The 24,807-nt window shown below is 59.5% G+C and carries 29 protein-coding genes and 1 riboswitch; of the genes, 17 read left to right on the forward strand and 12 right to left on the reverse strand.

Annotation, left to right across the window (positions count from 1 at the left end; translation table 11 throughout):
- Positions 1-14: 14 nt before the first annotated feature.
- The 4 genes from petB to Q5Y75_RS20950 form a co-directional block, all read right to left on the reverse strand.
- Positions 15-1,361, reverse strand: a complete 1,347-nt coding sequence (gene petB / locus Q5Y75_RS20935) for a cytochrome b (RefSeq protein ID WP_306201235.1) — start codon at positions 1,359-1,361, stop codon at positions 15-17.
- 11 nt (positions 1,362-1,372) lie between these two features.
- A complete protein-coding gene (gene petA, locus Q5Y75_RS20940) occupies positions 1,373-1,933 on the reverse strand; it encodes a ubiquinol-cytochrome c reductase iron-sulfur subunit (protein ID WP_306201237.1) in 561 nt (186 codons plus the stop codon).
- Between the two features lie 202 nt (positions 1,934-2,135).
- Positions 2,136-2,744, reverse strand: coding sequence for a glutathione S-transferase (locus tag Q5Y75_RS20945; RefSeq protein WP_306201238.1), 609 nt, complete (start codon positions 2,742-2,744; stop codon positions 2,136-2,138).
- Positions 2,745-2,822: 78 nt separating this feature from the next.
- Complete coding sequence (locus tag Q5Y75_RS20950) at positions 2,823-3,461, reverse strand: FMN-binding negative transcriptional regulator (protein WP_306201240.1); 639 nt, start codon at positions 3,459-3,461, stop codon at positions 2,823-2,825.
- A 55-nt stretch (positions 3,462-3,516) separates the two neighbouring features.
- Positions 3,517-3,665: riboswitch (FMN riboswitch) on the forward strand.
- Positions 3,666-3,737: 72 nt separating this feature from the next.
- On the opposite strand from Q5Y75_RS20950, the gene Q5Y75_RS20955 reads away from it, so the two are divergent.
- The gene (locus Q5Y75_RS20955) at positions 3,738-4,178 is read left to right on the forward strand and encodes a 6,7-dimethyl-8-ribityllumazine synthase (RefSeq protein ID WP_306201242.1); all 441 of its coding nucleotides are present in this window, start codon (positions 3,738-3,740) and stop codon (positions 4,176-4,178) included.
- Positions 4,179-4,256: 78 nt separating this feature from the next.
- Complete coding sequence (gene aroC, locus Q5Y75_RS20960; protein ID WP_306201244.1) at positions 4,257-5,357, forward strand: chorismate synthase; 1,101 nt, start codon at positions 4,257-4,259, stop codon at positions 5,355-5,357.
- A 205-nt stretch (positions 5,358-5,562) separates the two neighbouring features.
- Here aroC and Q5Y75_RS20965 read toward each other — a convergent pair whose 3' ends face one another.
- Positions 5,563-6,312, reverse strand: a complete 750-nt coding sequence (locus tag Q5Y75_RS20965; RefSeq protein WP_306201245.1) for an SDR family oxidoreductase — start codon at positions 6,310-6,312, stop codon at positions 5,563-5,565.
- A 118-nt stretch (positions 6,313-6,430) separates the two neighbouring features.
- Here Q5Y75_RS20965 and Q5Y75_RS20970 point away from each other — a divergent pair, with 118 nt between their 5' ends.
- The 6 genes from Q5Y75_RS20970 to rplP all read left to right on the forward strand — a co-directional run bounded on the left by Q5Y75_RS20970 (position 6,431) and on the right by rplP (position 10,350).
- Positions 6,431-7,309 (forward strand): LysR substrate-binding domain-containing protein, encoded by an 879-nt coding sequence (locus Q5Y75_RS20970; RefSeq protein WP_306201247.1) that lies wholly within the window; start codon positions 6,431-6,433, stop codon positions 7,307-7,309.
- 396 nt (positions 7,310-7,705) lie between these two features.
- Positions 7,706-8,548, forward strand: coding sequence for a 50S ribosomal protein L2 (gene rplB / locus Q5Y75_RS20975; protein WP_306201248.1), 843 nt, complete (start codon positions 7,706-7,708; stop codon positions 8,546-8,548).
- Between the two features lie 3 nt (positions 8,549-8,551).
- The gene (gene rpsS, locus Q5Y75_RS20980) at positions 8,552-8,830 is read left to right on the forward strand and encodes a 30S ribosomal protein S19 (RefSeq protein ID WP_008207545.1); all 279 of its coding nucleotides are present in this window, start codon (positions 8,552-8,554) and stop codon (positions 8,828-8,830) included.
- Between the two features lie 3 nt (positions 8,831-8,833).
- Entirely contained in the window at positions 8,834-9,214 is a 381-nt protein-coding gene (gene rplV, locus Q5Y75_RS20985) for a 50S ribosomal protein L22 (RefSeq protein ID WP_306201252.1), read from the forward strand.
- A complete protein-coding gene (gene rpsC, locus Q5Y75_RS20990) occupies positions 9,214-9,924 on the forward strand; it encodes a 30S ribosomal protein S3 (protein WP_306201253.1) in 711 nt (236 codons plus the stop codon). The genes rplV and rpsC overlap by 1 nt, the downstream gene beginning before the upstream one ends.
- A 12-nt stretch (positions 9,925-9,936) precedes the next feature.
- Entirely contained in the window at positions 9,937-10,350 is a 414-nt protein-coding gene (gene rplP / locus Q5Y75_RS20995; RefSeq protein WP_249710524.1) for a 50S ribosomal protein L16, read from the forward strand.
- Positions 10,351-10,876: 526 nt separating this feature from the next.
- Here the strand turns inward: rplP and Q5Y75_RS21000 are convergent.
- Positions 10,877-12,568 (reverse strand): acyl-CoA dehydrogenase family protein, encoded by a 1,692-nt coding sequence (locus tag Q5Y75_RS21000; RefSeq protein ID WP_306201258.1) that lies wholly within the window; start codon positions 12,566-12,568, stop codon positions 10,877-10,879.
- Between the two features lie 142 nt (positions 12,569-12,710).
- Between Q5Y75_RS21000 and Q5Y75_RS21005 the strand changes: the two genes are divergently transcribed.
- The gene (locus tag Q5Y75_RS21005) at positions 12,711-13,478 is read left to right on the forward strand and encodes a sulfite exporter TauE/SafE family protein (protein WP_306201260.1); all 768 of its coding nucleotides are present in this window, start codon (positions 12,711-12,713) and stop codon (positions 13,476-13,478) included.
- 4 nt (positions 13,479-13,482) lie between these two features.
- Here Q5Y75_RS21005 and Q5Y75_RS21010 read toward each other — a convergent pair whose 3' ends face one another.
- The 4 genes from Q5Y75_RS21010 to Q5Y75_RS21025 all read right to left on the reverse strand — a co-directional run bounded on the left by Q5Y75_RS21010 (position 13,483) and on the right by Q5Y75_RS21025 (position 16,708).
- Positions 13,483-14,037, reverse strand: a complete 555-nt coding sequence (locus tag Q5Y75_RS21010; protein WP_306201262.1) for a hypothetical protein — start codon at positions 14,035-14,037, stop codon at positions 13,483-13,485.
- Positions 14,038-14,060: 23 nt separating this feature from the next.
- Positions 14,061-14,441, reverse strand: coding sequence for a hypothetical protein (locus Q5Y75_RS21015; RefSeq protein WP_306201264.1), 381 nt, complete (start codon positions 14,439-14,441; stop codon positions 14,061-14,063).
- A gap of 250 nt (positions 14,442-14,691) precedes the next feature.
- Positions 14,692-15,090 (reverse strand): nuclear transport factor 2 family protein, encoded by a 399-nt coding sequence (locus Q5Y75_RS21020; protein ID WP_306201265.1) that lies wholly within the window; start codon positions 15,088-15,090, stop codon positions 14,692-14,694.
- Between the two features lie 19 nt (positions 15,091-15,109).
- A complete protein-coding gene (locus tag Q5Y75_RS21025) occupies positions 15,110-16,708 on the reverse strand; it encodes a phosphoenolpyruvate carboxykinase (protein WP_306201267.1) in 1,599 nt (532 codons plus the stop codon).
- A gap of 337 nt (positions 16,709-17,045) precedes the next feature.
- On the opposite strand from Q5Y75_RS21025, the gene Q5Y75_RS21030 reads away from it, so the two are divergent.
- The 7 genes from Q5Y75_RS21030 to Q5Y75_RS21060 are packed head-to-tail and all read left to right on the forward strand — an operon-like array spanning position 17,046 to position 22,465.
- Positions 17,046-17,750, forward strand: a complete 705-nt coding sequence (locus Q5Y75_RS21030; protein WP_306201269.1) for a response regulator transcription factor — start codon at positions 17,046-17,048, stop codon at positions 17,748-17,750.
- Positions 17,747-19,489, forward strand: a complete 1,743-nt coding sequence (locus Q5Y75_RS21035; RefSeq protein WP_306201271.1) for a sensor histidine kinase — start codon at positions 17,747-17,749, stop codon at positions 19,487-19,489. The genes Q5Y75_RS21030 and Q5Y75_RS21035 overlap by 4 nt, the downstream gene beginning before the upstream one ends.
- 4 nt (positions 19,490-19,493) lie before the next feature.
- Positions 19,494-19,976 carry an HPr kinase/phosphorylase gene (locus Q5Y75_RS21040; protein ID WP_306201272.1) on the forward strand — a complete coding sequence of 161 codons (483 nt, stop codon included), beginning with the start codon at positions 19,494-19,496 and terminating at the stop codon, positions 19,974-19,976.
- A complete protein-coding gene (rapZ, locus tag Q5Y75_RS21045; RefSeq protein WP_306201274.1) occupies positions 19,961-20,857 on the forward strand; it encodes an RNase adapter RapZ in 897 nt (298 codons plus the stop codon). Before Q5Y75_RS21040 ends, rapZ begins: the two co-directional genes overlap by 16 nt.
- Positions 20,854-21,246 (forward strand): PTS sugar transporter subunit IIA, encoded by a 393-nt coding sequence (locus Q5Y75_RS21050; protein WP_306201276.1) that lies wholly within the window; start codon positions 20,854-20,856, stop codon positions 21,244-21,246. Before rapZ ends, Q5Y75_RS21050 begins: the two co-directional genes overlap by 4 nt.
- Before the next feature lie 16 nt (positions 21,247-21,262).
- Positions 21,263-21,532: an HPr family phosphocarrier protein gene (locus Q5Y75_RS21055; protein WP_306201278.1), complete on the forward strand. Its 270-nt coding sequence runs from the start codon at positions 21,263-21,265 to the stop codon at positions 21,530-21,532.
- A gap of 39 nt (positions 21,533-21,571) precedes the next feature.
- Positions 21,572-22,465 carry a lysophospholipid acyltransferase family protein gene (locus Q5Y75_RS21060; RefSeq protein WP_306201280.1) on the forward strand — a complete coding sequence of 298 codons (894 nt, stop codon included), beginning with the start codon at positions 21,572-21,574 and terminating at the stop codon, positions 22,463-22,465.
- A gap of 71 nt (positions 22,466-22,536) precedes the next feature.
- Here Q5Y75_RS21060 and Q5Y75_RS21065 read toward each other — a convergent pair whose 3' ends face one another.
- A complete protein-coding gene (locus Q5Y75_RS21065; protein WP_306201282.1) occupies positions 22,537-23,412 on the reverse strand; it encodes a 3-hydroxybutyryl-CoA dehydrogenase in 876 nt (291 codons plus the stop codon).
- Positions 23,413-23,580: 168 nt separating this feature from the next.
- Here Q5Y75_RS21065 and Q5Y75_RS21070 point away from each other — a divergent pair, with 168 nt between their 5' ends.
- The gene (locus Q5Y75_RS21070) at positions 23,581-24,387 is read left to right on the forward strand and encodes a DUF6473 family protein (RefSeq protein ID WP_306201284.1); all 807 of its coding nucleotides are present in this window, start codon (positions 23,581-23,583) and stop codon (positions 24,385-24,387) included.
- 13 nt (positions 24,388-24,400) lie between these two features.
- Here the strand turns inward: Q5Y75_RS21070 and Q5Y75_RS21075 are convergent, their stop codons facing one another.
- The gene (locus Q5Y75_RS21075; protein ID WP_306201286.1) at positions 24,401-24,805 is read right to left on the reverse strand and encodes a hypothetical protein; all 405 of its coding nucleotides are present in this window, start codon (positions 24,803-24,805) and stop codon (positions 24,401-24,403) included.
- Positions 24,806-24,807 lie beyond the last annotated feature (2 nt).

A 24,807-nucleotide genomic window follows, 5' to 3' on the forward strand; every position in this document is an offset into this window, starting at 1 on the left:
GTCGGTCCCTCTTCTTACTCGGCGGGCGTGGTTTCGGGGGCACCGGAACCATCAGCTTGCTTGCCGTAATGGGCGTTGAAGTCTTCTTCGATTGTTTCAGGCTGCGGCAGCGGCTTCTCGATCACGCCCAGAATGGGCAGGATCACGAAGAAATATGCGAACCAGTAGGCCGAAGCGATCAGCGAGAAGGTTGCATAGGGTTCTTCCGCAGGCATGGCGCCCAGCCACATCAAAACCATGAAATCGACGATCAGCAGATAGAACCACCATTTGAACATCGGGCGGTAGCGGCCCGAGCGCACGGTCGAGGTGTCCAGCCAGGGCGCCAGCGCCATGGCCAGGATCGCACCGAACATCGCCACAACACCGAAGAATTTCGCATCGATGATGCCGCCGGTGATGAAGCTGGCAAACTGCACCACCCAGACCTCGCCGGTGAAGGCACGCAGGATGGCGTAGAAGGGCAGGAAGTACCATTCGGGCACGATATGGGCGGGCGTCACCAGCGGGTTCGCCTCGATATAGTTATCGGGGTGGCCCAGATAGTTCGGCATGAAGCCCACGATGGCCCAGAAAATCACCAGCACGATCGCCAGGCCCACGAAATCCTTGATCACGAAATAGGGCCAGAAGGGCAGCGTGTCTTTCTTCACGTCCTCTTTCGAGGTACGCCGCACCTCGACACCGGTGGGGTTGTTGTTGCCCGTGGTGTGGAAGGCCCAGATGTGTACCACGACCAGCGCGGCGATCACGAAAGGCAGCAGATAGTGCAGCGAGAAGAAGCGGTTCAGCGTGGCATTGTCCACCGCCGGTCCGCCCAGCAGCCAGGTCTGGATCGCTTCTCCCACAAACGGGATGGCGCCAAACAGGCCGGTGATCACGGTTGCACCCCAGAACGACATCTGACCCCAGGGCAGAACATAGCCCATGAATGCTGTGCCCATCATGCAGAGATAGATGAGCATGCCGATGATCCAGGTGATCTCGCGCGGGGATTTATAAGAGCCGTAAAAGAGACCCCGGAAGATATGAATATAGACAGCAACAAAGAACAGAGAGGCCCCATTCTGGTGCAGATAGCGCAGCATATAGCCGCCATTCACGTTGCGCATGATGTGTTCGACACTGGCAAAGGCCAGATCGACATTAGGGGTATAATGCATCACCAGAACGATGCCGGTGACGATCTGCAGCACCAGGCAGAAGGCCAGGACGATCCCCCAGATCCACCACCAGTTCAGGTTCTTTGGGGTGGGGATCATGATCGTGTTGTAGATCAGACCGACAATCGGCAGGCGGCTATCCAGCCACTTTTCGCCGTTTGACTTCGGTTCGTAATGATCGTGCGGAATTCCGGACATGTCGCGCCTCCTTATCCCAGCTTGATGGTGGTTGGGTCGACGAATTCCGCAGTCGGAATCCAGAGATTTTCAGGCGCAGGGCCTTTGCGGATGCGGCCCGACGTGTCGTAATGCGACCCGTGGCAGGGGCAGAACCAACCATGGAAATCGCCCGCACCGTCACCCAGAGGCACACAGCCCAGATGCGTGCACACGCCCATCATCACCAGCCATTCGCCCGCTTCGTCCATTGAGCGGTTCTCGTCGGCGGCGTCCAGACCGGGCTTGTTGGCGTTGCGGTCATTGTTGTCCGGCAGGTCGGCCAGATCGACCGCGCGCGCCTCGTCAATCTCTTCGGGTGTGCGGCGACGGATGAAAACCGGCTTGCCCAACCACTTGACCGTGATCTGCGTCCCTTCGGCGACGCCCGACACGTCCACGCGAATCGAGGACAGCGCCTGAACATCTGCGGACGGGTTCATCTGGTTCACCAGAGGCCAGACAGCGGCCCCCGTAACTACGACACCTGCGCCACCCGTGACGTAGTAGAGGAAATCTCTGCGGGTGCCTTCGTGGTCTTCTGCGTGGGACACGAGCCTTCTCCGATCTCAGCGCCCGCGAACGGGCAAACGTGCATATCCACCGCACGGGGATGCGGTGACTTAACGCGGGTATCTATCGGGGAGAATTCGGTTCGTCCAGCGGTCATAGGCGCGCAGGCCATTTCTTAGGTCGACATTTAGGAACAAAATTTCAAGTGTGGACAGAAAAACACGCGCATGCCTGCCGATAAGGTCAAGCGTCGGGCCGTGTGGCAATCATGCTCGGGCGCGATTCGAAACCGGAATACCACGCGGCAAGAGCCTCGTTCCCGGTACGCCAGCTGCGCGCATCATGGCGCAGATCAAGATAACCCAGCGCGCAGGCCACCGCTATCTGTCCCATATCCAGCGCTCCTGACAAATGCGCCATCCAGCGCTGGTTGAGCGCAGCGCACGCCCGTTCGATCTTGATCCATTGCGCGTCGGTCCAACTATCCCACTGCATGCCCTCGGGACGCAGTCGCCCCTCATATGTCATCAGCAGCGCAGCGTCGAGGATGCCATCGGCCAGCGCCTCAAGTGTCATAACCTCCCAGCGCCGCGCGCCTTCCGGATAGAGCCCTGCCTGCACCCGCGCATCAAGAAACGCGCAGATCACCCGGCTGTCGAACAGCGTCGGACCATCTGCACGCTCCAGAGCTGGGACCTTGGTCAACGGGTTTTTGCCCAACAGGGACTCGGCGGGGGATATGGGCGTGCTGTGGGTGGGTACGATCTCGACATCAGCCAGTTGGCCGGTTTCATGCAACAAAACCATAACCTTGCGCACATAGGGTGATGTCGGGCTGTGAAAGAGTTTCATTTGGGACCTCCTGCGTTGCGGCGAGCTTACAGGACCAGCAAGGAAACAAAAGCAGTCAGATCGCGGGGGCGGCTTAGATCACTCCAACGCATCGCGCATCAGCGCCGACAGAGCCTGCGTGTCGACCCCGAACCCGTCCGATCCGATGCGGTCGGACGCGCGCAGCCGCACCTCATCGGGTTTGTTCTGCTTCAGCTTCCATGTCCTGTCAATCGCCTGTACCCGCATTCGGCAAGGCACGATCATCCGCATCATCCGCATCATCCGCATCATCCGCGCCAGCGCATCATCGCTCATCTTTTCCGCCGTCCAGGGCGGTTTTGGCAGCAGGCGGGCCTCGTAGAAAGTCGATTGCCGGTCCAGCAACGCGCGCAGTTCGGATTGCGGGCGGGTCTCCAACGTACCGTTCAGATGCACGGCAACATAATTCCACGTTGGCACCCGATCGGGGATTTCATACCAGTCGGGCGAGACATACCCATCCGGGCCGGACACAGCGATCCGCACCGCGATCGGGTCTTTCAACAGACGCAGGATCGGATTCGACCGTACGAGATGCAGATCTGCAGTGCTGCCATCCTCGGACAACAGAAACGGCACGTGGCTCATCGGGGGCGGCCCGTCTCTCGCGGCAGCAAGAATGCCGAAACCCCGCTCGCGCGCGAAGCGGATGTTGTGGGCGGTCTCGGTGTCGCGAAAGGCAGGGTTTGGGTGCATGGGCGCTCTCCTCAAACTGGGTCTTGCAGTGTGGGCCGCATCTTGGCAAGTTCCCTGTCGTTCTCAGGGCGGGGCGAAATTCCCCACCGGCGGTATGCGGGCATCGACCCGCGAGCCCGCGAGCGGCCCCGTTTTCAGGGGTGACAAGCAGATCTGGTGAGAGGCCAGAGCCGACGGTTACAGTCCGGATGAAAGAGAACGTGCAGCGCGTCTGTGATACGGCGCGCCTGCCCGTGATCGCCTTGGGTGACGTGTCTGTTACGAAAGGAGTTCACGATGACACACACCCGATATGCTTTTGTCAAAGCCAACTGGCATTCCGATATCGTCGACCGCGCGCTTGACGGGTTTCAGGAACTGATCCCTGCTGCGCAAATCGATGTCTATGATGTGCCCGGCGCGTTCGAGATGCCGCTGCTGGCCCGTGACTTGGCCCAGACTGGCCAATATGCCGCCATCGCCTGCGCCGCCTTTGTGGTGGATGGCGGGATTTATCGCCATGATTTCGTGGCCCAGGCGGTGGTCGACGGGTTGATGCGGGCCGGGATGGATAGCGGCGTGCCGGTGCTCTCGGTCTCTCTGACACCGCATCACTATCAGGAAACCGATCACCACAACGCCATCTATCGCGCCCATTTCGTGGAAAAGGGCCGCGAAGCGGCGCAAGCCGCGCTGGGCATCATCCGCACCCGTGCGGCGCTGTCGCAGGCGGCCTGATACCGTAGCGCCTCAGGGGGAATCCCTCTTGAGGCGCACAGCACAGGTCGCTAAGCACGTCGCGCAAAGGAGCAGCTTATGTCGATGAACAGTTTTGGCCATCTTTTCCGCGTCTCGACCTGGGGCGAAAGCCACGGCCCGGCGCTCGGCGCCACCGTCGATGGCTGCCCACCGGGTGTGTCCATCGACGAGGCGATGATCCAGCACTGGCTGGACAAGCGCAAACCGGGCCAGAACAAGTTCACCACCCAGCGGCGTGAAGCGGATGAGGTGAAGATTTTGTCCGGCGTGTTCGAGGGCCAGACCACCGGCACACCGGTGCAGCTGATGATCGAAAACACCGATCAGCGCTCGAAAGACTATGGCGACATCATGGACAAGTTCCGCCCGGGTCATGCCGATATCACCTATTGGCAGAAGTACGGGATCCGCGACTATCGCGGTGGCGGGCGCAGCTCGGCCCGCGAAACAGCGGCACGTGTGGCTGCGGGCGGGTTGGCGCGCGAGGCGATCAATCAGCTTGCCCCGCATGTGCAGATCACCGGCTACATGGTTCAGATGGGACCACGCAAGATCAACCGGGACCGGTTTGACTGGGACCAGATCGAACAGAACCCGTTCTGGACGCCGGATGCTACGGCGGCCGAGGACTGGGCCGGCTATCTGGACGAGTTGCGCAAAGACGGAAACTCGGTTGGCGCGGTGATCGAAGTGGTTGCGCGTGGGGTTCCGCGTGGGTTGGGCGCACCGATTTACGCCAAGTTAGACACTGATCTGGCCGCCGCGATGATGTCGATCAACGCCGTCAAAGGCGTCGAAATCGGTGAGGGCATGGCCGCCGCCGAGCTGACCGGTGAAGCCAATGCCGACGAGATATTCATGGGTCCCAATGGCCCGGAATACAGCTCCAACCACGCGGGCGGCGTGTTGGGCGGTATTGCGACCGGGCAGGATGTTGTGGTGCGCTTTGCGGTCAAGCCGACCTCGTCGATCCTGACCACACGCCGAACCATCACAGTCTCGGGCGAAGAAACCCAAATCATCACCAAAGGCCGCCACGACCCCTGCGTCGGTATCCGTGCGGTGCCCGTGGGTGAGGCGATGATGGCCTGCGTGATCCTCGACCATCTGCTGCTGCATCGCGGCCAGATCGGCGAAAGTCGTGGCCATATCGGCTGACCTGCGCACATCTCTGCGCGCGGAAGCAGTGAACGTAGCGTTGACCAGCGGCTTGGCATGACAAAGCCGATTAGCCTTCGAAAAAAGGCCGCTTAAGTGAGAAATATGAGCAGAATCAAACGGCGACAGGTCCGACCGGAAACGTCCTGATTTGTGCCAAGGATATCTTTGAGCCCCGTAACACACATACTTCACCGCTTCTTTGCTATCGTAACGCGCGGTTCATCCCGCCGTCTGACAGTATACTCTGACCGTTGATGTAGCGAGCTCCGTCGCTGGCGAGAAACACGCAGGCCTGTCCAATTTCCTCAAAAGTTGCGGGCCGCTGTGCGGGGATTTCCCGACGGGCCTGTTCGGACAGGTTCACGTTCTCGCAGAACCCGGGCAGCAGGTTGTTCATGCGAATGTTGTGCCGTGCATAACGATCCCCATAAAGCTTTGAGAAACTGTGCAGAGCGCCGCGCAGCATGCTCATGGGATAGGGTGCACGTGGCTCGACTGCGTTCATGGACGAGATATTTACGAAAGCACCTCCGCCTTGTTCGATCAGTATGGGCGTGACGATACGGGCAATCTTGACGATGTTCAGCACATACATGTCCAGACTTTCGTGCCATAACGCGTCGCTGAGTTCCAAAAGCGGCCCGTCAAAGTCAGGGTCGAAACCAACCGTCTTGATGGCTTCCGGCACCGTCCCACCGTGCCCCATATTGCTGACGATCGCGTCAATCCGGCCATACTTGCTCATGGTGTCGTCGACCATTGCTTGCAGATCATCCACATCCAGCACAGAGCCCCTGCGGCCAATTCCCCCAAGCTCCTCCGCCAGTTCAACTGAGCGATTGGACGGAGACATCAGCGAGACCTTGTAGCCTGCCTTCGCCATCTCAATGGCACAGCCCCGGCCAATGCCTTGTCCGGTCCCTGTCATCAGTGCGACTTTGCCATCAGGCATGGTATCCACTTTCTTTAGATGCATAGTGTGTGACAATTATTCAGTTGAATTCAGTTTGCCTCCTTAAAATCAGATCGGCCTATCGAGTTTTTGGCGCATTGCTGTTAGATTTTCTCACATGGCGGAGAACCTCAGACACCTTCGTGCCCTTCAAGCCTTTGACGAAACCGCAACCCACTCCAGCCTGACCAAGGCAGCGGATGTTCTGAACGTTACCCACGGGGCGATCAGTCGGCAGATCAAGTTGCTGGAACTGCATCTTGGCGTGACGCTCTTTCATCGTCGTCCGAATGGCGTTGAACTGACAAAAGCCGGGGAACGCCTGTATCAATCTACGCGCGGCGCATTTTCTGCATTGCAACTGGGCGTAACGGAGGTGAAGCGGCTGCATCACCGCCAGTCGCTTACAGTGTCTTTGTCGACATCCCTGGCGCTCAAATGGCTTGTTCCGTTACTCAGTTCGTTTCAGCAGGAACATCCGGGTATCGCATTATTGCTGGACACAAACGACGCCTTTGCGGATTTCGATACGTCTGAGGTCGATGTAGCGCTGCGATTTGGTGAGCCTAGTTGGGACGGGCTGTATCATGAGCGCGTGAGGCAAGAGGAATTGATTGTTGTGGCCGGGCCGTCCCTTGTAGAGGACACACACGTGCCAATGAGTGCAGAGGACGTCGCCGATCTCCCCCTTTTGCGCGACGCATTCAACGTCGGATGGGAAAGCTGGGCCGAACAAGTTGGATTGAACGCCGATCGGATCAACTCCCAGAGCATCAAATACGTGGATAGTGCTGTTCTCTTGGAGGCGGCGATTGATGGACAAGGCGTGGCATTGGCCAGACATCTCTTGGCGGAGAGGGACCTGGAGCTTGGCCGACTGGTCCGTCTTGATGAAAGCCATGTTCCGCTGGACCGTGGGCTCTACTTCGTTTGCCGCCCCGGTGATCAGGAACGGGTCACGGTGAGAATTTTCAAGAAATGGCTCATGTCGATTTGACTATCAGATTCAAAGAAAAGCGCGAGTATATCAATCTTCGCCGTCTTTTCCCGACCGTGGGTAACCAAATTGTTTAAACAGGGCTCCGACGTGCTGGCTATGGTCGGGGTGGGTGCAACAAAACACTGGTTCTGCTTCGGGGTGAGTGTTAGTCAGGCGCGCCGTATCGGGCGTTGCTGACCCGCAATAAGAATGTTCACCGGCCCTATAGACACCCACCCCCAACCCTGCTACATCCGCGCAATCTTGTGGCCTCGGATTCGTTCCGGGGCCTCTGATGTTTGTAAATCGGGGACCTTCGGGGCCCTATATCTCAGGCACCTACGGGGGCCTTCAACATAGCGGGTCCAAAGACAAGAACCTAAGGGTCCGCACGCTAAACGGAAGACAGAAAGCATGGCACTCAAGTCGTATAAGCCGACGACGCCGGGCCAGCGCGGGCTGGTGCTGATCGACCGTTCGGAGCTCTGGAAAGGACGCCCCGTCAAATCCCTCACCGAGGGTCTGACGAAATCGGGCGGCCGGAACAACACCGGACGGATTACCTCGCGTCGTCGCGGGGGTGGCGCCAAACGCCTCTACCGGATCGTTGACTTCAAACGCAACAAATTTGATGTGGCGGCAACCGTCGAACGGATCGAATACGACCCGAACCGGACCGCCTTCATCGCATTGGTCAAATATGACGATGGCGAGCAGGCCTATATCCTCGCGCCCCAGCGTCTGGCTGTTGGTGACAAGGTTGTCGCCTCCGCCAAGGCCGACATCAAGCCGGGCAACGCGATGCCGTTCTCGGGCATGCCGATCGGTACCATTGTCCACAACATCGAGATGAAGCCCGGTAAGGGTGGTCAGATCGCGCGTGCCGCAGGCACCTATGCCCAGTTCGTGGGCCGCGACGGTGGCTACGCTCAGATCCGCCTCAGCTCGGGTGAACTGCGCATGGTGCGTCAGGAATGCATGGCCACCGTTGGTGCCGTGTCCAACCCCGACAACTCCAACCAGAACTACGGTAAAGCCGGTCGTATGCGCCACAAGGGCGTGCGCCCGTCGGTCCGTGGTGTTGTCATGAACCCGATCGACCACCCGCACGGTGGTGGTGAAGGCCGGACCTCGGGTGGTCGTCACCCGGTGACCCCATGGGGTAAGCCGACCAAGGGCAAGCGCACTCGCAACAAGAACAAAGCGTCGCAGAAGCTGATCATCCGCTCGCGCCACGCCAAGAAGAAAGGGCGTTAATAGATGTCTCGCTCTGTATGGAAAGGTCCTTTCGTCGACAGCTATGTGCTTAAGAAAGCCGAAGCTGCGCGCGAGTCGGGCCGCAATGAAGTGATCAAGATCTGGTCGCGCCGTTCCACCATCCTGCCCCAGTTCGTGGGTCTGACCTTTGGTGTTTATAACGGTCACAAGCACATCCCGGTAAACGTCTCGGAAGACATGATCGGTCAGAAGTTCGGTGAATACTCGCCGACCCGGACCTATTACGGTCACGCCGCGGACAAAAAAGCGAAGCGGAAGTAAGTCATGGGCAAGGAAAAGAACCCCCGCCGCGTGGCAGACAACGAAGCAATGGCAAAAACTCGCATGCTTCGCACCAGCCCGCAGAAACTGAACCTGGTGGCACAGATGATCCGTGGCAAGAAGGTGGAAAAGGCCCTGACGGACCTGACCTTCTCGAACAAGCGGGTCGCGCAGGACGTGAAGAAATGCCTTCAGTCCGCCATCGCCAATGCTGAAAACAACCACAACCTTGACGTGGATGAACTGATCGTCGCCGAAGCCTGGGTTGGCAAGAACCTGGTCATGAAACGCGGTCGCCCGCGTGCCCGTGGCCGGTTCGGCAAGATCATGAAGCCGTTCTCGGAGATCACCATCAAGGTGCGTCAGGTAGAGGAGCAAGCCTAATGGGTCATAAAGTAAATCCGGTCGGCATGCGCCTCCAGGTCAACCGCACCTGGGACAGCCGTTGGTACGCCGACACCAAGGATTACGGTGATCTTCTGCTGGAAGATCTGAAAATCCGCGAGTTCATCAAAGAAGAGTGCAAGCAGGCCGGCATCGCCCGCGTGATCATTGAACGCCCGCACAAGAAGTGCCGCGTCACGATCCACACCGCGCGTCCGGGCGTCATCATCGGCAAGAAAGGCGCCGATATCGAGGTTCTCCGCAAGAAGATCTCGGCGATGACTGACAGCGAACTGCACCTGAACATCGTCGAAGTGCGCAAGCCCGAGCTTGACGCGCAGCTGGTTGCCGAGTCCATCGCTCAGCAGCTGGAGCGCCGCGTCTCGTTCCGCCGCGCGATGAAGCGATCGGTTCAGAACGCCATGCGTATGGGCGCCCTGGGTATCCGGGTGAACGTCGCTGGCCGTCTGGGCGGTGCCGAAATCGCACGGACCGAATGGTACCGCGAAGGCCGCGTGCCTCTGCACACTCTGCGTGCCGACATCGATTACGCACATGCCGAAGCGATGACTCCTTACGGGATCATCGGGATCAAGGTCTGGATCTTCAAAGGTGAGATCATGGAGCACGATCCGCAGGCACGTGACCGTAAAGCACAGGAACTCCAGGACGGCCCTGCACCTCGTGGTGCTGGTGGCGGTCGTCGCTAAGGAGAGAATGAGATGCTTCAACCAAAGCGTACTAAATTCCGCAAGATGCACAAAGGCCGGATCAAGGGCGAAGCCAAGGGCGGCTCTGATCTGAACTTTGGCGCCTACGGTCTGAAAGCGCTGCAGCCCGAGCGTGTGACTGCACGCCAGATCGAAGCTGCACGTCGTGCCATGACCCGTCACATGAAACGCCAGGGCCGCGTCTGGATCCGGATCTTCCCGGATACCCCCGTGACCTCGAAACCGACCGAAGTCCGGATGGGTAAAGGTAAAGGTTCCGTGGATTTCTGGGCCGCCAAGGTCAAGCCCGGCCGCGTGATGTTTGAGATCGACGGCGTCGATGACGACATCGCCCGCGAGGCCCTGCGCCTTGCCGCGATGAAGCTGCCGATCAAGACCCGCGTCGTGGTTCGCGAAGACTGGTAAGCGCCAGGGGCGAAGCCCCGCTTAGCTGAACCGACCCCTGCCGGGAAACCGGTGGGGGTTTTCGTTTTTTTGGGCTTCCCAACGACCATTCGTAATTAAGTAACTGGGTAGTTCTTTTAAGGTCGGTCAAGACAAGCGCTATGAATGATGTTCCAATTCTTCCCATCGTCGAAAATGTGCTGCTGCATTCGACATTGCCTGTAGTTCTGACACTTTTCTTTCTAGGTGGAAGATGGCTATTTAGGGCCTTTGTGCTTCTAAGCGCCGCGTGCCTATTTGGTTTGATATGGTTCTTTGTCTTGAACTCAGAATTTTGCCCGACTGGGATGGAGGGTTTGGCGCTGGTAATATGGCCTCTGGCGCTGTTTGTGGCTGGGTTGTGGGGTTGGATTTGTTATGCGGTTCTTTTTAGCTTGGGGTTTTTGCCGCATTAGAGAAGCTGAGGTTGCGCTGGTGCCTACACATGCGCAGCAAAAAGGGCCACATCCAATAGTTGCGGCCCTCTGCATTTTCTCAAAGTGGTAAATCAGCCCAGCAATCGCCGCGCAATCACCTGCGCCTGAATCTCGGCAGCGCCTTCAAAGATGTTCAGGATGCGGGCATCACACAGCACGCGGGAAATCTTGTATTCCAACGCAAAACCGTTGCCGCCATGGATCTGCAACCCGTTGTCGGCCGCCGCCCAGGCCACACGGGCGCCCAGCAGCTTGGCCATGCCGGCCTCAAGGTCGCAGCGGTGGCCATGGTCCTTTTCCCAAGCCGAGAAATAGGTCAACTGCCGCGCGATCATGATCTCGACCGCCATCATCGCCAGCTTGGCCGAGACGCGGGGAAACTCGATCAGCGATTTGCCGAACTGTTTGCGGTCCTGGGCGTATTGCATGGCAATGTCCAAAGCGCATTGCGCCACGCCAATGGCGCGGGCGGCGGTCTGGATGCGGGCGCTCTCGAAGGTCTCCATGAGTTGTTTGAAGCCCTTACCTTCTTCGCCGCCCAGAAGGTTCTCGCCCTTGACCTCGAATCCGTCAAAACCCAGTTCGTATTCCTTCATGCCGCGATAGCCCAACACCTCGATCTCGCCGCCGGTCATGCCTGGGGTGGGGAAGGGGTTGTCGTCTGTGCCGGGGGTCTTTTCGGCCAGGAACATGCTGAGCCCACGATGATCCTTGGTGGCAGGGTCGGTCCGTGCCAGCAGGGTCATCACATGGGTGCGCGCGGCATGGGTGATCCAGGTCTTGTTGCCGGTGATCTGGTAATTACCATTCTCGTCCTTGACCGCGCGGGTGCGTAGGCTGCCCAGGTCAGAACCGGTGTTGGGTTCGGTAAAGACAGCGGTCGGCAGGATTTCGGCGCTGGCGATCTTGGGCAGCCAGTTGGCCTTCTGTTCGTCAGTGCCGCCTGCGATGATCAACTCGGCCGCAATCTCCGAGCGGGTGCCCAGCGAGCCGACGCCGATATAGCCGCGCGACAGCTCTTCCGAGACCACGCACATGGAGGCCTTCGACAGGCCAAAGCCGCCGAATTCCTCGGGGATGGTCAGACCGAAAACACCCATTTCAGCCAATTCCTCGATCACCTCGATCGGGATCAACTCGTCGTTCAGATGCCACTCATGGGCAAAGGGTTCGACCTTTTCAGCGGCGTAGCGGCGGAACTGGTCGCGGATCATTTCCAGCTCTTCATCCAACCCGGAGGTGCCGAACATGGCAGAGGCGGTCTGATCCTGCATCAACTCCACCAGACGCGTGCGCGCGGCCTGCGTGTTGCCACTCTGGGTCAGCGTCATGACCTCGGGCGCCATCATGGCGCGCATATCATCCTGGCTCAGGCCCAGATCCTGCAGGCGCACAACCTCGCCCTGATTCATCTGGATGCCGCCATAGATCTGCCAGAGATATTCTCCGAATGCGATCTGGTGGAGTAGCTGCTCCAACTCACCGAACTTGCCCTCGCCATCCAGCTTCTCGGCCCAGCGCTGCATCTGGGTCAAAGACTGGTGGTAGGTCGCCAGCCAGGCCAGCCCGTGGGCGGCGGTCTGGTTGGCCTCTATCAGGCCGGACGAGACACGGCCATCGGCGCTGACGGTGGCGCGCACCCGGTCGCGGGCCAGTTCAAATACGGTGTCCACTGGGGCGAGCGCGGCGCGCGTGACCGAAAGGAGGTCGGGGATCACCACGGTGTTTTGCATCGCTGAAACATCCTGTCCATCATGGGGCATATGTGATTCCTCCTTGCTTCGCACGGTGATATCATTTTGCACGTGCAGCGCAATAAAAATACGCAGAAACCTCAGAGATTGTGCGATAGTTGCGTGGCATTATTTGCAGTGCAGCGATTGACGGACGTGATATGAGGGCGGCATGGAGCCGCTTTTTTCGATCTTGTCCGGGTATGAATTTGTGCTTGTTCTCGCGATCGCCATGCTCGCCGGAATGGTCAAGGGCTTGGTGGGTTTTGCCATGCCGATGATCTTTGTCTCGGGGCTGAGCACGGTCCTGCCACCCGATTGGGCGCTGGCCGGGTTGATCTTGCCGACATTGGTAACAAACGGGTTACAGGCGCTGCGGCAGGGCGCCCAGGCTGCGGTTGGATCGATCCGGCAGTTCCGGGTGTTCCTGCTGGTTGGACTGGCCTGTTTGCTTGCGACCTCGCAACTGGTGACACGGATACCGGCCTCGGTTTTTCTGCTGCTGATCGCGGTTCCGGTGGTTGTATTTGCCACGATCCAGTTACTGGGAATTCGGTTCAGACTGAACCAAGCTTCACCGCGCAGCGAAGCCCTGGTCGGCGCATTCGCGGGCAGTGTTGGCGGGATGTCGGGCGTCTGGGGTCCGCCGACCGTGGCGTATCTGACGGCGCTGAACACACCCAAGCACGACCAGATGCGGATTCAGGGTGTGATCTATGGGCTGGGCGCATTGGCACTGACGTTGGCGCATCTGGGCTCAGGGGTGCTGCGGGGCGAGACCCTGCCTCTCTCGCTGCTGCTGATAGCGCCCTCTGTGATCGGAATGTGGCTGGGCGGGCAGTGGCAGGACCGGATCGATCAGAACATGTTCCGTAAGCTCACATTGATCGTGTTGCTGGTGGCAGGACTGAACCTGCTGCGGCGCGCGCTCATGGGATAGGGCCTCAAGCGTTCGGACTGCGATTGCCGAAGAAACGGAAGAAATAGAGTAGGCCCAGCATTAGGAAAAACAGCCCGGCCATATCGCCGATCAGAAACGCGATGTATTCAGACAGGGTGCTGCCAAATACAAAATTGGTCGCCCCTGAGATCAGCAGCGATGTTATGGCACCGACGCTCATGATGCAGATCCAGCAGGGTTGCCTATCTGTGCGGGGAAACAGATCCCAGCCCAGCGCCTTTAGCGCGTAAAAAACCGCGGGGGCGGCACAGACGGATACGGTGATGACTGCCAGCCGACTCGGAAGGAAAACGTTCATACCGCCGATATCGGCAAAAGTCAGAAAAACACCCGGAAGAAGGGCGGGTATGGCACGCCATCCCAGTAACCAGGCCGAGAGAACACGCACACCATGCGGTAGGAAGAGGAGGCTCGCGCGACTACCATATTCCGGAAAAAAACTGTCTTGTAGCGGCATCAGCAATCTGAAGGTCAACAGATAAGCCACAAAATAAGCCGTTGAAGCCACCAGGGCTTCGTTAAATCTGGCACGCAGCATGAAATGTCCGAGTTTTCCGGTGCTCAGCTCCGGGGTTGGTGGACCAAATAACGGCCCCGGTTCGAGGCGCGTCCCTGCGAAAGGTAGCCCTTGTTAACAAGCGATTTGAGCGCCCTGAAAAAGGTCGGGCGCGACACCGTCTGCAGCAGGCTGTGTTCGATCAGAAGGACCGTGCGCACCTCTTCATCCGATTTCGAGATCTCGCTTGCCGCGTAATAGACATCGCGCTCGACCGGTGAGAGGTCCTGCAAGCCCAGGGACCGTTCCATGCTCTGCAGCAGTTTTCTCAGTTCAGCTAGTTTCGAAATTTCCATCATTGCCTGCGTCGTTACCTGTTTCGTTCCAATGTTGCGCCGGACCTGTCCGTCTTCCAGCCCGGCGGTCTGAAAATCCTCAAGTGTCATGTTGACACCAGGTGATATTTTCTTAGAGTTTTCATTCTATAGGCTGCTTTGTGAGTGAGTGGTGGCAGCCAGAATCCCTTTTTATTGTGTTGCCCGGTGCATTCATGCGCCGGGCTTTTCCCATACTTGCGACAATATGCCCAAAAAGCACATTTTCAGCAATTAAATTGTTACATAACACGCCCGGATTTCAGGTCTGGTAACGCTTGCCGTTGCGTCAACTTTGGCCAAAATCGCAAAATGTCGCGTGTTATTCGTTTTCCTCCAGCACGGCGTTGACGAGCGCCGAATCTAGGTACGCCGTCAATTTGCAGATGCGCCCTTCGGTGTCGAACCGCATGATCCAGCAATATTGATTGTTGTACCTGCGCCCGTTCAGGGCGGTGCCGGTGGAGCGAAGCTCGGCGATGGCCACCGGACCATCGACGAATACGTCGTGGACCGACATGGCCACACCATTGCGCAGAACGTTGAGCAGGCGACCGAAGGCCCGCTCGAACAGGTCGGCCTTGCCGATATAATGCCCGGCCAGCGGATGGGTTCCCATCACCGTCCAGGAGACATCCTCGTGCACGGCCGCAAAAAAGGCGTCCGGATTACCGGACGCCCATTCCTGAAACAAATCGCGCACATAGGCGTGATCTATCATCGCAGTCTCTCCAGACGGGTCAGCTAATCGAGACAGCTTTGACGTCATCGTCGATGAAGGGCAGATACTGCTCGAAATTGTCGGCGAACATCTGCACCAGTTTGGCCGCCTGCTTGTCGAACGCGGCCTGATCGTCCCAGGTGCGGCGCGGGTCCAGCAGGACCTCGGCCACGCCCGGCGCTGTCACCGGCACATCAAAGCCGAAATTCGCGTCCTTGCGGAATTCTACCTCGGTCAGCGAGCCGTCAAGCGCTGCAGTCAGCAGGGTGCGGGTGGCCCGGATTGGCATCCGGCTGCCCACACCATAGGCGCCGCCGGTCCAGCCGGTATTGACCAGCCAGCAGGTGGCGCCGTGCTGGGCGATCTTTTCGCGCAGCAGGTTGCCATAGACCTCGGGACGGCGCGGCATGAAGGGCGCTCCGAAACAGGTTGAGAAAGTCGGCTGCGGCTCTGTTACGCCGCGCTCAGTGCCCGCCACTTTCGAGGTAAAGCCAGACAGGAAATGATACATCGCCTGCGCAGGTGTCAGCCGCGCGATCGGCGGCAGAACGCCAAAGGCATCACAGGTCAGCATGATGATATTCTTGGGATGCCCGCCCAAAGCGCTGCTGGACGCGTTAGAGATGTACTCCAGCGGATAGGCGCAGCGCATATTCGCGGTCAGCGAGTCGTCGTCGAAATCCAGCTCCTTGGTTTCGGGGTCGTAGACCATGTTCTCGATCACGGTGCCGAATTTCGAGGTGGTCGCGTAGATCTCAGGCTCGGCCTCGGGGCTCAGATTGATGGTTTTGGCGTAACAGCCGCCTTCGAAGTTGAAGGTGCCGCGATCGGACCAGCCATGTTCGTCATCCCCGATCAGCGTACGCGCCGGATCGGCGGACAGGGTGGTCTTGCCGGTACCGCTGAGGCCGAAGAACACGGCGGTGTCGACCGGGTTGCCATTGGCGTGGTTGGCCGAGCAGTGCATCGGCATGATGCCTTTTTCGGGCAGCATGTAGTTCAGCAGGGTAAAGACGGACTTCTTGTTTTCACCGGCATATTCGGTACCGCCGATCAAAATCAGCTTACGATCGAAATTCATCGCGATTACGGTCTCCGAGCGGCAGTTGTGGCGCTCGGGCGTGGCCTGGAAGCTGGGGCAGTTGATGACCGTGAAATCGGCCACGAATTCGTTCAGGTCCTCACGGTCGGGACGACGCAGCAGATGGCGGATGAAGAGGTTGTGCCAGGCCAGTTCGGTGACCATGCGCACATTGATCGAATGTGTGGGATCGGCGCCGCCAATCAGGTCCTGAACGAAATAGTCGCGGCCCTTCATGTGCTCGAGCATATCGGCGTGCAGCGCGTCGAACCCTTCGGGACTCATCGCGGCGTTGTTCTCCCACCAGATGCCCTCGGCGACGCTGTCGGTCTTGACCACATGCTTGTCCTTGGGCGAGCGACCGGTGAACTTGCCAGTGGTGACCAGAAAGGCACCGCCTTTGCCCAGCGTGCCTTCGCCCCGCTTGAGCGCTTCTTCGATGAGCGCGGGCTCCATGAAGTTGTAATAGACATTGCCCAGACCCTCGATGCCCTGATCTTCGAGGCGGAATTGCGGGTTAACCCGTCCAGATGTCATTCGTTCAGTCTCCTGTGGTGGCCCGTGGGCCCTGCGAGCGCCTGCGCTCTAAGTAGGCGAATTCACCGGAAGTTAGCCCGGCATGGGCGGTCTTAGCATGGGGCTTTGGGGCATGAACAGGTGGTGAACCTGTAGTTAGCGCAACCAAGTTTGAGTTTAGCGCAACCATCTTCGACGTGGCCTAATCGCCTTGCCTCTGACCACCCCTGAGACCGCTTTTTTGCAACCCCGGAAGCGAAACGCCCGGGTGATTCGCACTTATTGATTGATTCGAACCCCTAAAACGGCCATGAAGGTAAGAAAATAAGGCAATGCAGAGCAGAGTAGGGACAAAACCATGTCGAAAATTGCGCTCGTAGATGATGATCGGAACATCCTGACTTCGGTGTCCATGACGCTTGAGGCGGAAGGGTTCGAGGTCGAGACCTATAATGACGGTCAGGCCGCTTTGGACGCATTCAACAAGAAGCTGCCCGATATGGCCGTGCTGGACATCAAGATGCCGCGGATGGACGGCATGGATCTGTTGCAGCGCCTGCGTCAGAAAACGCAGATGCCGGTGATCTTCCTGACCTCGAAAGATGACGAGATCGACGAGGTTCTGGGTTTACGCATGGGCGCGGATGACTATGTAAAGAAACCGTTTTCGCAGCGTCTTCTGGTCGAACGCATCCGCGCACTGCTGCGCCGCCAAGAGGCGATCGCAGGTGACGAGGCGGGCGATGCACCGGTCGAGGCGAAGGTGATGGAGCGCGGCCAGTTGCGGATGGACCCGCTGCGCCATGCGGTCACCTGGAAGGGTAAGGATGTGTCGCTGACAGTGACCGAGTTCCTGCTGCTTCAGGCGCTGGCGCAACGGCCCGGCTTCGTGAAAAGCCGCGATCAGCTGATGGACGTGGCCTATGACGATCAGGTCTATGTGGATGACCGCACCATCGACAGTCACATCAAGCGGCTGCGCAAGAAGATGCGGACTGCGGATAGTGATTTCACGGCGATCGAAACGCTCTACGGTATCGGGTACAGATATAACGAAGAATGACCGTCTTGACGGTCCGGATACCAGGACTGGGGGGTATCGTGGGCGATTCAGGTGCGCCTGAGCCGAAACTGCGTGGCGACGTCGTGCTTGGGGATGACTGGGTCACCCCTAACGATGACCTGTCGCAGGAACTGCGCGTCAAACGCTCGCGCCGCAGTCTGTTTGCCCTGCGCAGCTCGCCTCTGACGCGCAAGATCATTACCTTCAACCTGCTCGCGCTGATCATTCTCGTCGCGGGTATTCTGTACCTCAACGACTCGCGCAACGGGTTGGTTCTGCAACGTGCCAACGCGCTTGTTGGCGAGGCGCAGCTGGTTGCCGACGTTTTTGAGGTTCAGCTGCCCGAAGGGTCTGCGGTCAATCTTGCCAGTCGCGGCGGGGTCGATGTCGATGATACTCTGGCGGGGCTCAGCCTGCGGCCAGGGGTCGAGGTGTTGGTCTATGACGGCACCGAACGACTTATGGGCCGAGCCAAGGCGGTAGAGCTGTCCGCCGAGGCACAGGCGAAACAACAGGGCAAGACCGTGATCAGCGATACGCTGGCAGCGGTCTGGGATATGGTCTCGTCGGTCTTTGCTCAGGCGCCCAAGACCACCGCCCCCGATGTCGAGCGGCAGCTACGCACGCTGTTGCCTGCGGCGCTGGCGCAGGGGACCCGCGTGGATACGCTGATCGACGCGCAGGGCGGGACGCTGGTTGCGGCGGCCACGCCGGTACTGCAGGGCACGACGCCGGTTGGGGTCGTGGTCATGCTCAGCCCTGCGGGAGAGATCGACGCGCTGGCGCGGCAGGAACGCGAGCGGGTGCTGCAGATGTTCCTGGTCGCCTTACTGGTCTCGGTCGGTCTCAGCCTCGTGCTGGCCTCGACCATCGCAAACCCGCTGGCTGATCTGGCGGCGGCGGCAGAGTTGGGCCGCGACCGGGACAGCCGCAAGATCAATCCCGGTCGTATCCGGATTCCCGATCTGACCGCACGACCCGACGAGATCGGGCGGCTCAGTGGTGCCCTGCGTGGTATGGTGGGCGCGCTTTACAGCCGGATCGATAGCAACGAGCAGTTTGCGGCCGATGTGGCGCATGAGATCAAGAACCCGCTGGCCAGCCTGCAATCGGCGGTGGGCACGATGCGCATGGTCAAGCGTGATGACCAGCGCGCCAAGCTGCTGGACGTGATCGAACATGACGTCCGCCGTCTGGACCGTCTTGTCAGCGATATTTCAAACGCCTCGCGCCTGGATGCCGAACTGGTCAAGGAAGAGGAGCAGCCCTTCGACCTGATGGCCATGCTGAGCAATCTGAACCAGTATTTGGGCGAAGAGGCGCGCGCCAAGAATGTCGATTTTATCGTCGATATGCCGTCAGACCCGATCATTGTTATGGGGCTTGAGGCGCGCCTGGCGCAGGTCTTTGTGAACCTGATCACCAACGCGATTTCCTTCTGTGATGAGGGCGATGCAATCCGCGTCTGGGCAAGGCATCGCTCGAACCGCGTGTTGATCGTGGTCGAGGATACCGGGCCCGGAATCCCGGATGAGGCGTTAAGCAAGATCTTCAAACGGTTCTACTCGCAGCGCCCCGAAGAGCATTTCGGCAACAATTCCGGCCTGGGGCTGGCGATCTCGAAACAGATCGTCGAGGCGCATGGCGGCGTGATCTGGGCCGAAAACATCCGCCCGACCGAGGCCGACATCACCTCCGAGCCTCTGGGTGCGCGGTTCGTCGTGGGCCTCCCGGTCTGATCCCGTGTCTGAACCAACCGGCCCGGACGCGATTGCCCAATTTGCGGATGCGACCCACGCAAATATCCATGCAAGCTGCGTCGCCTTGGACGGCAACGCGCTGCTGATCGTCGGGCGATCGGGCAGCGGCAAATCGGCGCTGGCGCTTGAAATGATGGCGTTTGGCGCCGTCCTCGTGGCCGATGACCGGGTCGACCTGATCCAAGAGCAGGCACTTGTGCTGGCCTCGGCCCCCAAACAGACCGCAGACCTTATCGAGGCGCGCGGGATCGGGCTGCTGCGTGCCGTGTCCTCGGAACCCCTGCCGGTGCGTTATATCCTTGATCTCGACCAACCAGAGACGGCCCGGATGCCAGCGCTGGTCGAAACCATGCTACTGCGACGCCGATTGCCCTTGCTTGGCACGCCAAATACCCCACATCTTGCCGCAGCGCTAGTGCAACTTCTCAGAGCGGGGCGGGTGCCGCCGGAATGGCCGAACAGATGAATGGAAAGCAACGGATCGTGCTGGTCACCGGCCCGTCGGGTGCCGGACGCAGCAGCGCCATCAAAGTGCTTGAGGATCTGGGTTACGAGGCAATCGACAACCTGCCGATGCGGTTTTTAAATCGCTTGCTCGACGGCCCTGCAAGCGACCGTCCAATGGCCTTGGGGCTTGATCCGCGCAATCGAGATTTTTCGACCCATGGATTTCTGGACATGGTAGCCAAACTCTCCCGTTCCGAAGGTTTGGACCTGACCACGCTGTATCTCGATTGCAGCGAAGAGGTGCTGCTGCGCCGCTTCTCGGAAACCCGGCGACGGCATCCGATGTCTGGCGGGGCCAGCCCGTTGGCCGGGGTGCGCCGCGAAACAGAGTTGCTGCGCCCGATCCGCGACATCGCCGATACATTGATCGACACAACCGCGCTTAACGTCCATCAGATGCGTGATGAGGTCGAAAGGTGGTTTGCCAAGGGCGAGGGGCGGGAACTGGCGGTTTCGATCGAATCGTTTTCCTACAAGCGTGGGCTGCCGCGCGGGGTCGACACGGTGTTTGATTGCCGATTTCTGGCCAATCCGCATTGGAATCCGGACCTGCGCAGTCAGGACGGGCGCGATCAGCCGGTGGCCGACTATGTGGCGCAGGACTCGCGCTTTGATCCGTTCTTTAATCAGGTGCGCGATTTGTTGCTGTTTCTGCTGCCCGCTTATCGCGATGAGGGCAAGACGCATCTCTCGGTTGCGTTCGGATGTACGGGGGGGCAACACCGTTCGGTTACCTTGGCGGAAGCGATGGCAAAGGTCCTTGCAGAGCAAGGCCAGCAGGTGTCAATAAGGCATCGCGAATTGGAACGCCGCAACGCGGGTGAGAGGCAGCAGGATTGATCGGAATCGTGATCGTGGCGCATGGTGGGCTGGCCAGGGAATACCTGGCCGCGACTCAGCACGTGGTCGGCACCCAGCCGGGGCTGGCCGCCGTCGCAATCGAGGCCGATCATGACCGCGAGGCGAAGCAGGCCGAAATTTGCGCCGCTGCCGATTCCGTCGATACTGGCGATGGCGTTGTTGTGGTGACCGACCTTTTTGGCGGATCGCCCTCCAACCTGAGCCTGCGCGCCTGCGTGCCGGCGAACCGGCGCATTCTATATGGCGCGAATCTCCCCCTGCTGATCAAACTGGCAAAGAGCCGCCATTTACCGATCACCGAAGCGGTCCGCAGCGCAATTGAGGCTGGGCGAAAGTACATAAACGTGCAAAACGTGACCAAAGATTGAAGACAAATGTGACTGAATGACTCAACGCAGCCTTAAAATCGTGAATGAAAAAGGCCTTCATGCGCGGGCTTCGGCCAAGCTTGTGGAGGTCGTGGAAGGCTTTGACGCCAGCGCAGAGGTCTCGCGCGACGGGCTATCGGCCGCCGGTGACAGCATTATGGGCCTTTTAATGTTGGCAGCGTCGCGCGGAACCACTATTGACGTTGAAACGTCCGGCCCCGATGCTGAGGCGTTGGCAGATGCGCTCGAGGCCCTTGTGGCCGACAAGTTCGGAGAAGGGTTCTGAGCGCCGCCGCGAAGGCGCAAGGAACAGGAAGACCAGAACGTGGCCGACACCGCGCATAACGACAAGACGGCAGTTCTGCCAGAGGCCGAACCCTCCGAAGGCGAGATTTACGATCGCCGCACGCTGACCTACGCAAACTCCTTTGATGATCGCTGGACGGCCACCGCGATCCGGGCGATCGAATGGGTGACCGGCAAGATTACGATCCTGCGCATGGTCAACAAGTTTGAAAAGCAGAACGAGTATTACCGGGGCCAGAAATTCTGGCGCGGTGCGCTGAATATCATGGGGATCGAATTGCAGACCCCGCCCGAACAGATCGCCCGCATTCCCACCGAAGGCCCGGTCGTGGTGGTGGCCAACCACCCGCATGGCATGGTTGACGGCATGATCTTTGCCGACCTGATCGGGCGCGTGCGGCTGGACTACCGCATTCTGACCCGTTCGGTTTTGACCGGACTGGACGAAGCGGCGACCTCCTTCATGATCCCCGTGCCCTTCCCGCATGACCCCGAAGCGCAAACCAAGATGCTGGAAATGCGCGGCAAGGCGATGGCGCATCTGAAAGAGGGCGGCGCGGTTGCGCTGTTCCCGTCGGGCGTTGTCATGTCCTCAGACACATGGTTCGGCCCGGCAATCGAACGGGAATGGAGCGTCTTCACAGCCAAGATGATCCGCCGCTCCGGTGCGCGCGTTGTGCCGATCTACTTCCCCGGCGCAAATTCGCGCTGGTATCAGATCGCCAACCGCATCTCACCGATCCTGCGGCAGGGACTGCTCTTGAGCGAGATCGTGCGCTCCTGCAATAAACCACAGGCACCGGTGATCGGCGAACCGCTGAGCGATGAACAGATGCAGCTGCTGGAAGAAAATCCGCGTCAGTTCATGTCCTGGCTGCGCGATCATACTCTGGCCCTGGGCAAGCAGGGCTGATCCGCCTTTCATCCGGCTGCAAGTCCCCGGAGATGAATTGGCCATAGGCGAAGAACGGGCTGGCGCTTTCCTTATCGCGTTGGCACCGGGGTTTCGCCGCGATAATCGTAGAATCCGCGCTGCGTCTTGCGACCCAACCAGCCAGCCTCGACATATTTCGTTAGCAGCGGGCAAGGGCGGTACTTGGTGTCCGCCAGCCCGTCATGCAGCACGTTCATGATCGCCAGACAGGTGTCGAGCCCGATGAAATCCGCCAGTTCCAGAGGCCCCATCGGGTGGTTGGCGCCCAGCTTCATCGACTGGTCGATCGACTGCACTGATCCCACACCTTCATAGAGCGTATAGACCGCCTCGTTGATCATCGGCATCAGGATGCGGTTCACGATGAAGGCGGGGAAATCCTCGGCGCTTGCAGCCGTTTTGCCCAGCCGATCGACCACCTCCTTGCAGGCCTTGAAGGTTTCCTCATCGGTAGCGATACCTCGGATCAACTCGACCAGTTGCATGATCGGGACCGGGTTCATGAAGTGGAAGCCCATGAACCGCTCGGGCCGGTCGGTGCCGCTAGCCAGCCGGGTGATCGAGATGGACGAGGTGTTGGAGGTCAGGATCGTGTGCGGCAAAAGGTGCGGCTGCAGGTCCTCGAAAATCGCCTGCTTGATTGTCTCACGTTCGGTCGCGGCCTCAATCACCAGATCTGTCGCGCCGATCTCTGGCAGGTTCAGCGTTGTCTGGATACGCCCCAGCGCCGCTTTCATCTCTGCCTCGGCGATTTTCCCGCGCGAGACTTGCCGCGCCATGTTCGCCTCGATCAACGTGCGCGCGTCGTCCAGCGCTTGCTGGTTCACATCGGACAGGATCACCTCATACTCCGCCAGAGCCATCACATGGGCGATCCCGTTGCCCATCTGCCCCGCGCCGATCACCCCAACCTTGCTGATGCTCATGTCGCCTGCCCTTTGCCCGACTCTCGCCCGGACCATATCGGCATTGCCAGCCGGGCGGAAGAGGGTGGGACCATGAGGATTTGCCGCAAATTGGCGCATTAGGCGAATCGCAACCTATTGGCCTGCACAGTGGTTGCCGGGTGAAGACGATACATTTTGGTGGGTGATATGAGCTATCAGATTCCGGGCGCGGCGTCGCTCGATGAAATGACATGTTTCTATGGCAACTCTCGGTTGCCCGTGCGTGGGCCACGACGCGATCTGGACACGCGCTATCTGGCCTGTCTTGGCGGGGCCGAAACCTTTGGCCGGTTTGTCCCGGCCCCTTTTGTCGAACTGCTTGAGCGGCGGCTCAGGCGCAAGGCGGTCAATCTGGGCAGCTTGAATTGCGGGCTGGACGCCTGGCTTGGCGATCCCGATCTGGTCAGCATCGCCAAGGGGGCAGATCTATGCGTGCTGCAATTGCCCTGCCTGCATCAGCTCTCGAACCGGTTTTATCGGGTGCATCCGCGTCGCAATGACCGATTCCTGAAGGCGTCCGAGGGGTTGAGCGCGCTCTATCCCGAAGTGGATTTTACCGAATTCCACTTTACCGGCCATCTGATCATGCATCTTAAAGCCTCGGATATGGAGCGATTTGCAGCCGTGCAAGCCGAGCTTCAGCGCGCCTGGCTTAGCCGTATGCAGGGGTTGATTTCCTGCCTCGATACACAGGTGCTGTTGCTGCGGTTGCAGAAGATCGACGAAGAGACCGGCGGCGATCCGGCCCCGATCAGCGTCGAGATGCTGGAGCAGATTGCGCCACACGCGCAGGCGGCGCTTGATATTACAGTGCGTCCCGCCGGGCAGTCCATGGAGTTGGGCGACATGATCTTTGGCACCATGCAGCAACCGTCAGCCGAACACATGCTGGGCGCCGTCACGCATCAACTTATCGCCGACAAGCTGGCCCGCGCGATACGCGATCTGGACTGAACAAGGCCGCCGCCTATCCCGAAAGCCGCGCCAAATCGGCACTCAGCGCTTTAGCATCCGCGATGCTGCGCTGCAGGGCGGCCAGTTTCGCGGCATCTGTGGACCCGGTGGGGGTGGAGTTCAGCACCCTGTCGATACGTTGCGCCGTGGCCGGGTCCGTCCCGCCAAGCGCATCGCGTTGTTGCAGGATCTGCAGCTTGAGCTGCGCCAGTTCCGATTCCGAGCCTCGGATTTGCGCGGCAAGCGCATCATTGCGCACCTGTGCACTGGCCACATCCGCCTCGGCGGCATCGATCCGGTCGTCATAGGCTCCGGTGGCAATGCCGGAGACGCCGCTGAAAAAACCGCCCTCAGCCGGGTCGGTAGTGGTTTGGCATCCAGCCAAAGCAAGCAGAGGTAGGGCAAGCAGGGCTTTCATCG

Source organism: Ruegeria discodermiae, from assembly GCF_030758345.1.
Classification (GTDB): Bacteria; Pseudomonadota; Alphaproteobacteria; order Rhodobacterales; family Rhodobacteraceae; genus Ruegeria_C.

What these genes read in the sequence shown, in the direction of transcription:
- petB (WP_306201235.1), bottom strand. Translation starts at nt 1,361, where the DNA reads ATGTCCGGAATTCCGCACGATCATTACGAACCGAAGTCAAACGGCGAA.
- Q5Y75_RS20945 (WP_306201238.1), bottom strand. Translation starts at nt 2,744, where the DNA reads ATGAAACTCTTTCACAGCCCGACATCACCCTATGTGCGCAAGGTTATG.
- Q5Y75_RS20950 (WP_306201240.1), bottom strand. Translation starts at nt 3,461, where the DNA reads ATGCACCCAAACCCTGCCTTTCGCGACACCGAGACCGCCCACAACATC.
- Q5Y75_RS20955 (WP_306201242.1), top strand. Translation starts at nt 3,738, where the DNA reads ATGACACACACCCGATATGCTTTTGTCAAAGCCAACTGGCATTCCGAT.
- aroC (WP_306201244.1), top strand. Translation starts at nt 4,257, where the DNA reads ATGTCGATGAACAGTTTTGGCCATCTTTTCCGCGTCTCGACCTGGGGC.
- Q5Y75_RS20965 (WP_306201245.1), bottom strand. Translation starts at nt 6,312, where the DNA reads ATGCCTGATGGCAAAGTCGCACTGATGACAGGGACCGGACAAGGCATT.
- Q5Y75_RS20970 (WP_306201247.1), top strand. Translation starts at nt 6,431, where the DNA reads ATGGCGGAGAACCTCAGACACCTTCGTGCCCTTCAAGCCTTTGACGAA.
- rplB (WP_306201248.1), top strand. Translation starts at nt 7,706, where the DNA reads ATGGCACTCAAGTCGTATAAGCCGACGACGCCGGGCCAGCGCGGGCTG.
- rpsS (WP_008207545.1), top strand. Translation starts at nt 8,552, where the DNA reads ATGTCTCGCTCTGTATGGAAAGGTCCTTTCGTCGACAGCTATGTGCTT.
- rplV (WP_306201252.1), top strand. Translation starts at nt 8,834, where the DNA reads ATGGGCAAGGAAAAGAACCCCCGCCGCGTGGCAGACAACGAAGCAATG.
- rpsC (WP_306201253.1), top strand. Translation starts at nt 9,214, where the DNA reads ATGGGTCATAAAGTAAATCCGGTCGGCATGCGCCTCCAGGTCAACCGC.
- rplP (WP_249710524.1), top strand. Translation starts at nt 9,937, where the DNA reads ATGCTTCAACCAAAGCGTACTAAATTCCGCAAGATGCACAAAGGCCGG.
- Q5Y75_RS21000 (WP_306201258.1), bottom strand. Translation starts at nt 12,568, where the DNA reads ATGCCCCATGATGGACAGGATGTTTCAGCGATGCAAAACACCGTGGTG.
- Q5Y75_RS21005 (WP_306201260.1), top strand. Translation starts at nt 12,711, where the DNA reads ATGGAGCCGCTTTTTTCGATCTTGTCCGGGTATGAATTTGTGCTTGTT.
- Q5Y75_RS21010 (WP_306201262.1), bottom strand. Translation starts at nt 14,037, where the DNA reads ATGCTGCGTGCCAGATTTAACGAAGCCCTGGTGGCTTCAACGGCTTAT.
- Q5Y75_RS21015 (WP_306201264.1), bottom strand. Translation starts at nt 14,441, where the DNA reads ATGACACTTGAGGATTTTCAGACCGCCGGGCTGGAAGACGGACAGGTC.
- Q5Y75_RS21020 (WP_306201265.1), bottom strand. Translation starts at nt 15,090, where the DNA reads ATGATAGATCACGCCTATGTGCGCGATTTGTTTCAGGAATGGGCGTCC.
- Q5Y75_RS21025 (WP_306201267.1), bottom strand. Translation starts at nt 16,708, where the DNA reads ATGACATCTGGACGGGTTAACCCGCAATTCCGCCTCGAAGATCAGGGC.
- Q5Y75_RS21030 (WP_306201269.1), top strand. Translation starts at nt 17,046, where the DNA reads ATGTCGAAAATTGCGCTCGTAGATGATGATCGGAACATCCTGACTTCG.
- Q5Y75_RS21035 (WP_306201271.1), top strand. Translation starts at nt 17,747, where the DNA reads ATGACCGTCTTGACGGTCCGGATACCAGGACTGGGGGGTATCGTGGGC.
- rapZ (WP_306201274.1), top strand. Translation starts at nt 19,961, where the DNA reads ATGGCCGAACAGATGAATGGAAAGCAACGGATCGTGCTGGTCACCGGC.
- Q5Y75_RS21055 (WP_306201278.1), top strand. Translation starts at nt 21,263, where the DNA reads ATGACTCAACGCAGCCTTAAAATCGTGAATGAAAAAGGCCTTCATGCG.
- Q5Y75_RS21065 (WP_306201282.1), bottom strand. Translation starts at nt 23,412, where the DNA reads ATGAGCATCAGCAAGGTTGGGGTGATCGGCGCGGGGCAGATGGGCAAC.
- Q5Y75_RS21070 (WP_306201284.1), top strand. Translation starts at nt 23,581, where the DNA reads ATGAGCTATCAGATTCCGGGCGCGGCGTCGCTCGATGAAATGACATGT.
- Q5Y75_RS21075 (WP_306201286.1), bottom strand. Translation starts at nt 24,805, where the DNA reads ATGAAAGCCCTGCTTGCCCTACCTCTGCTTGCTTTGGCTGGATGCCAA.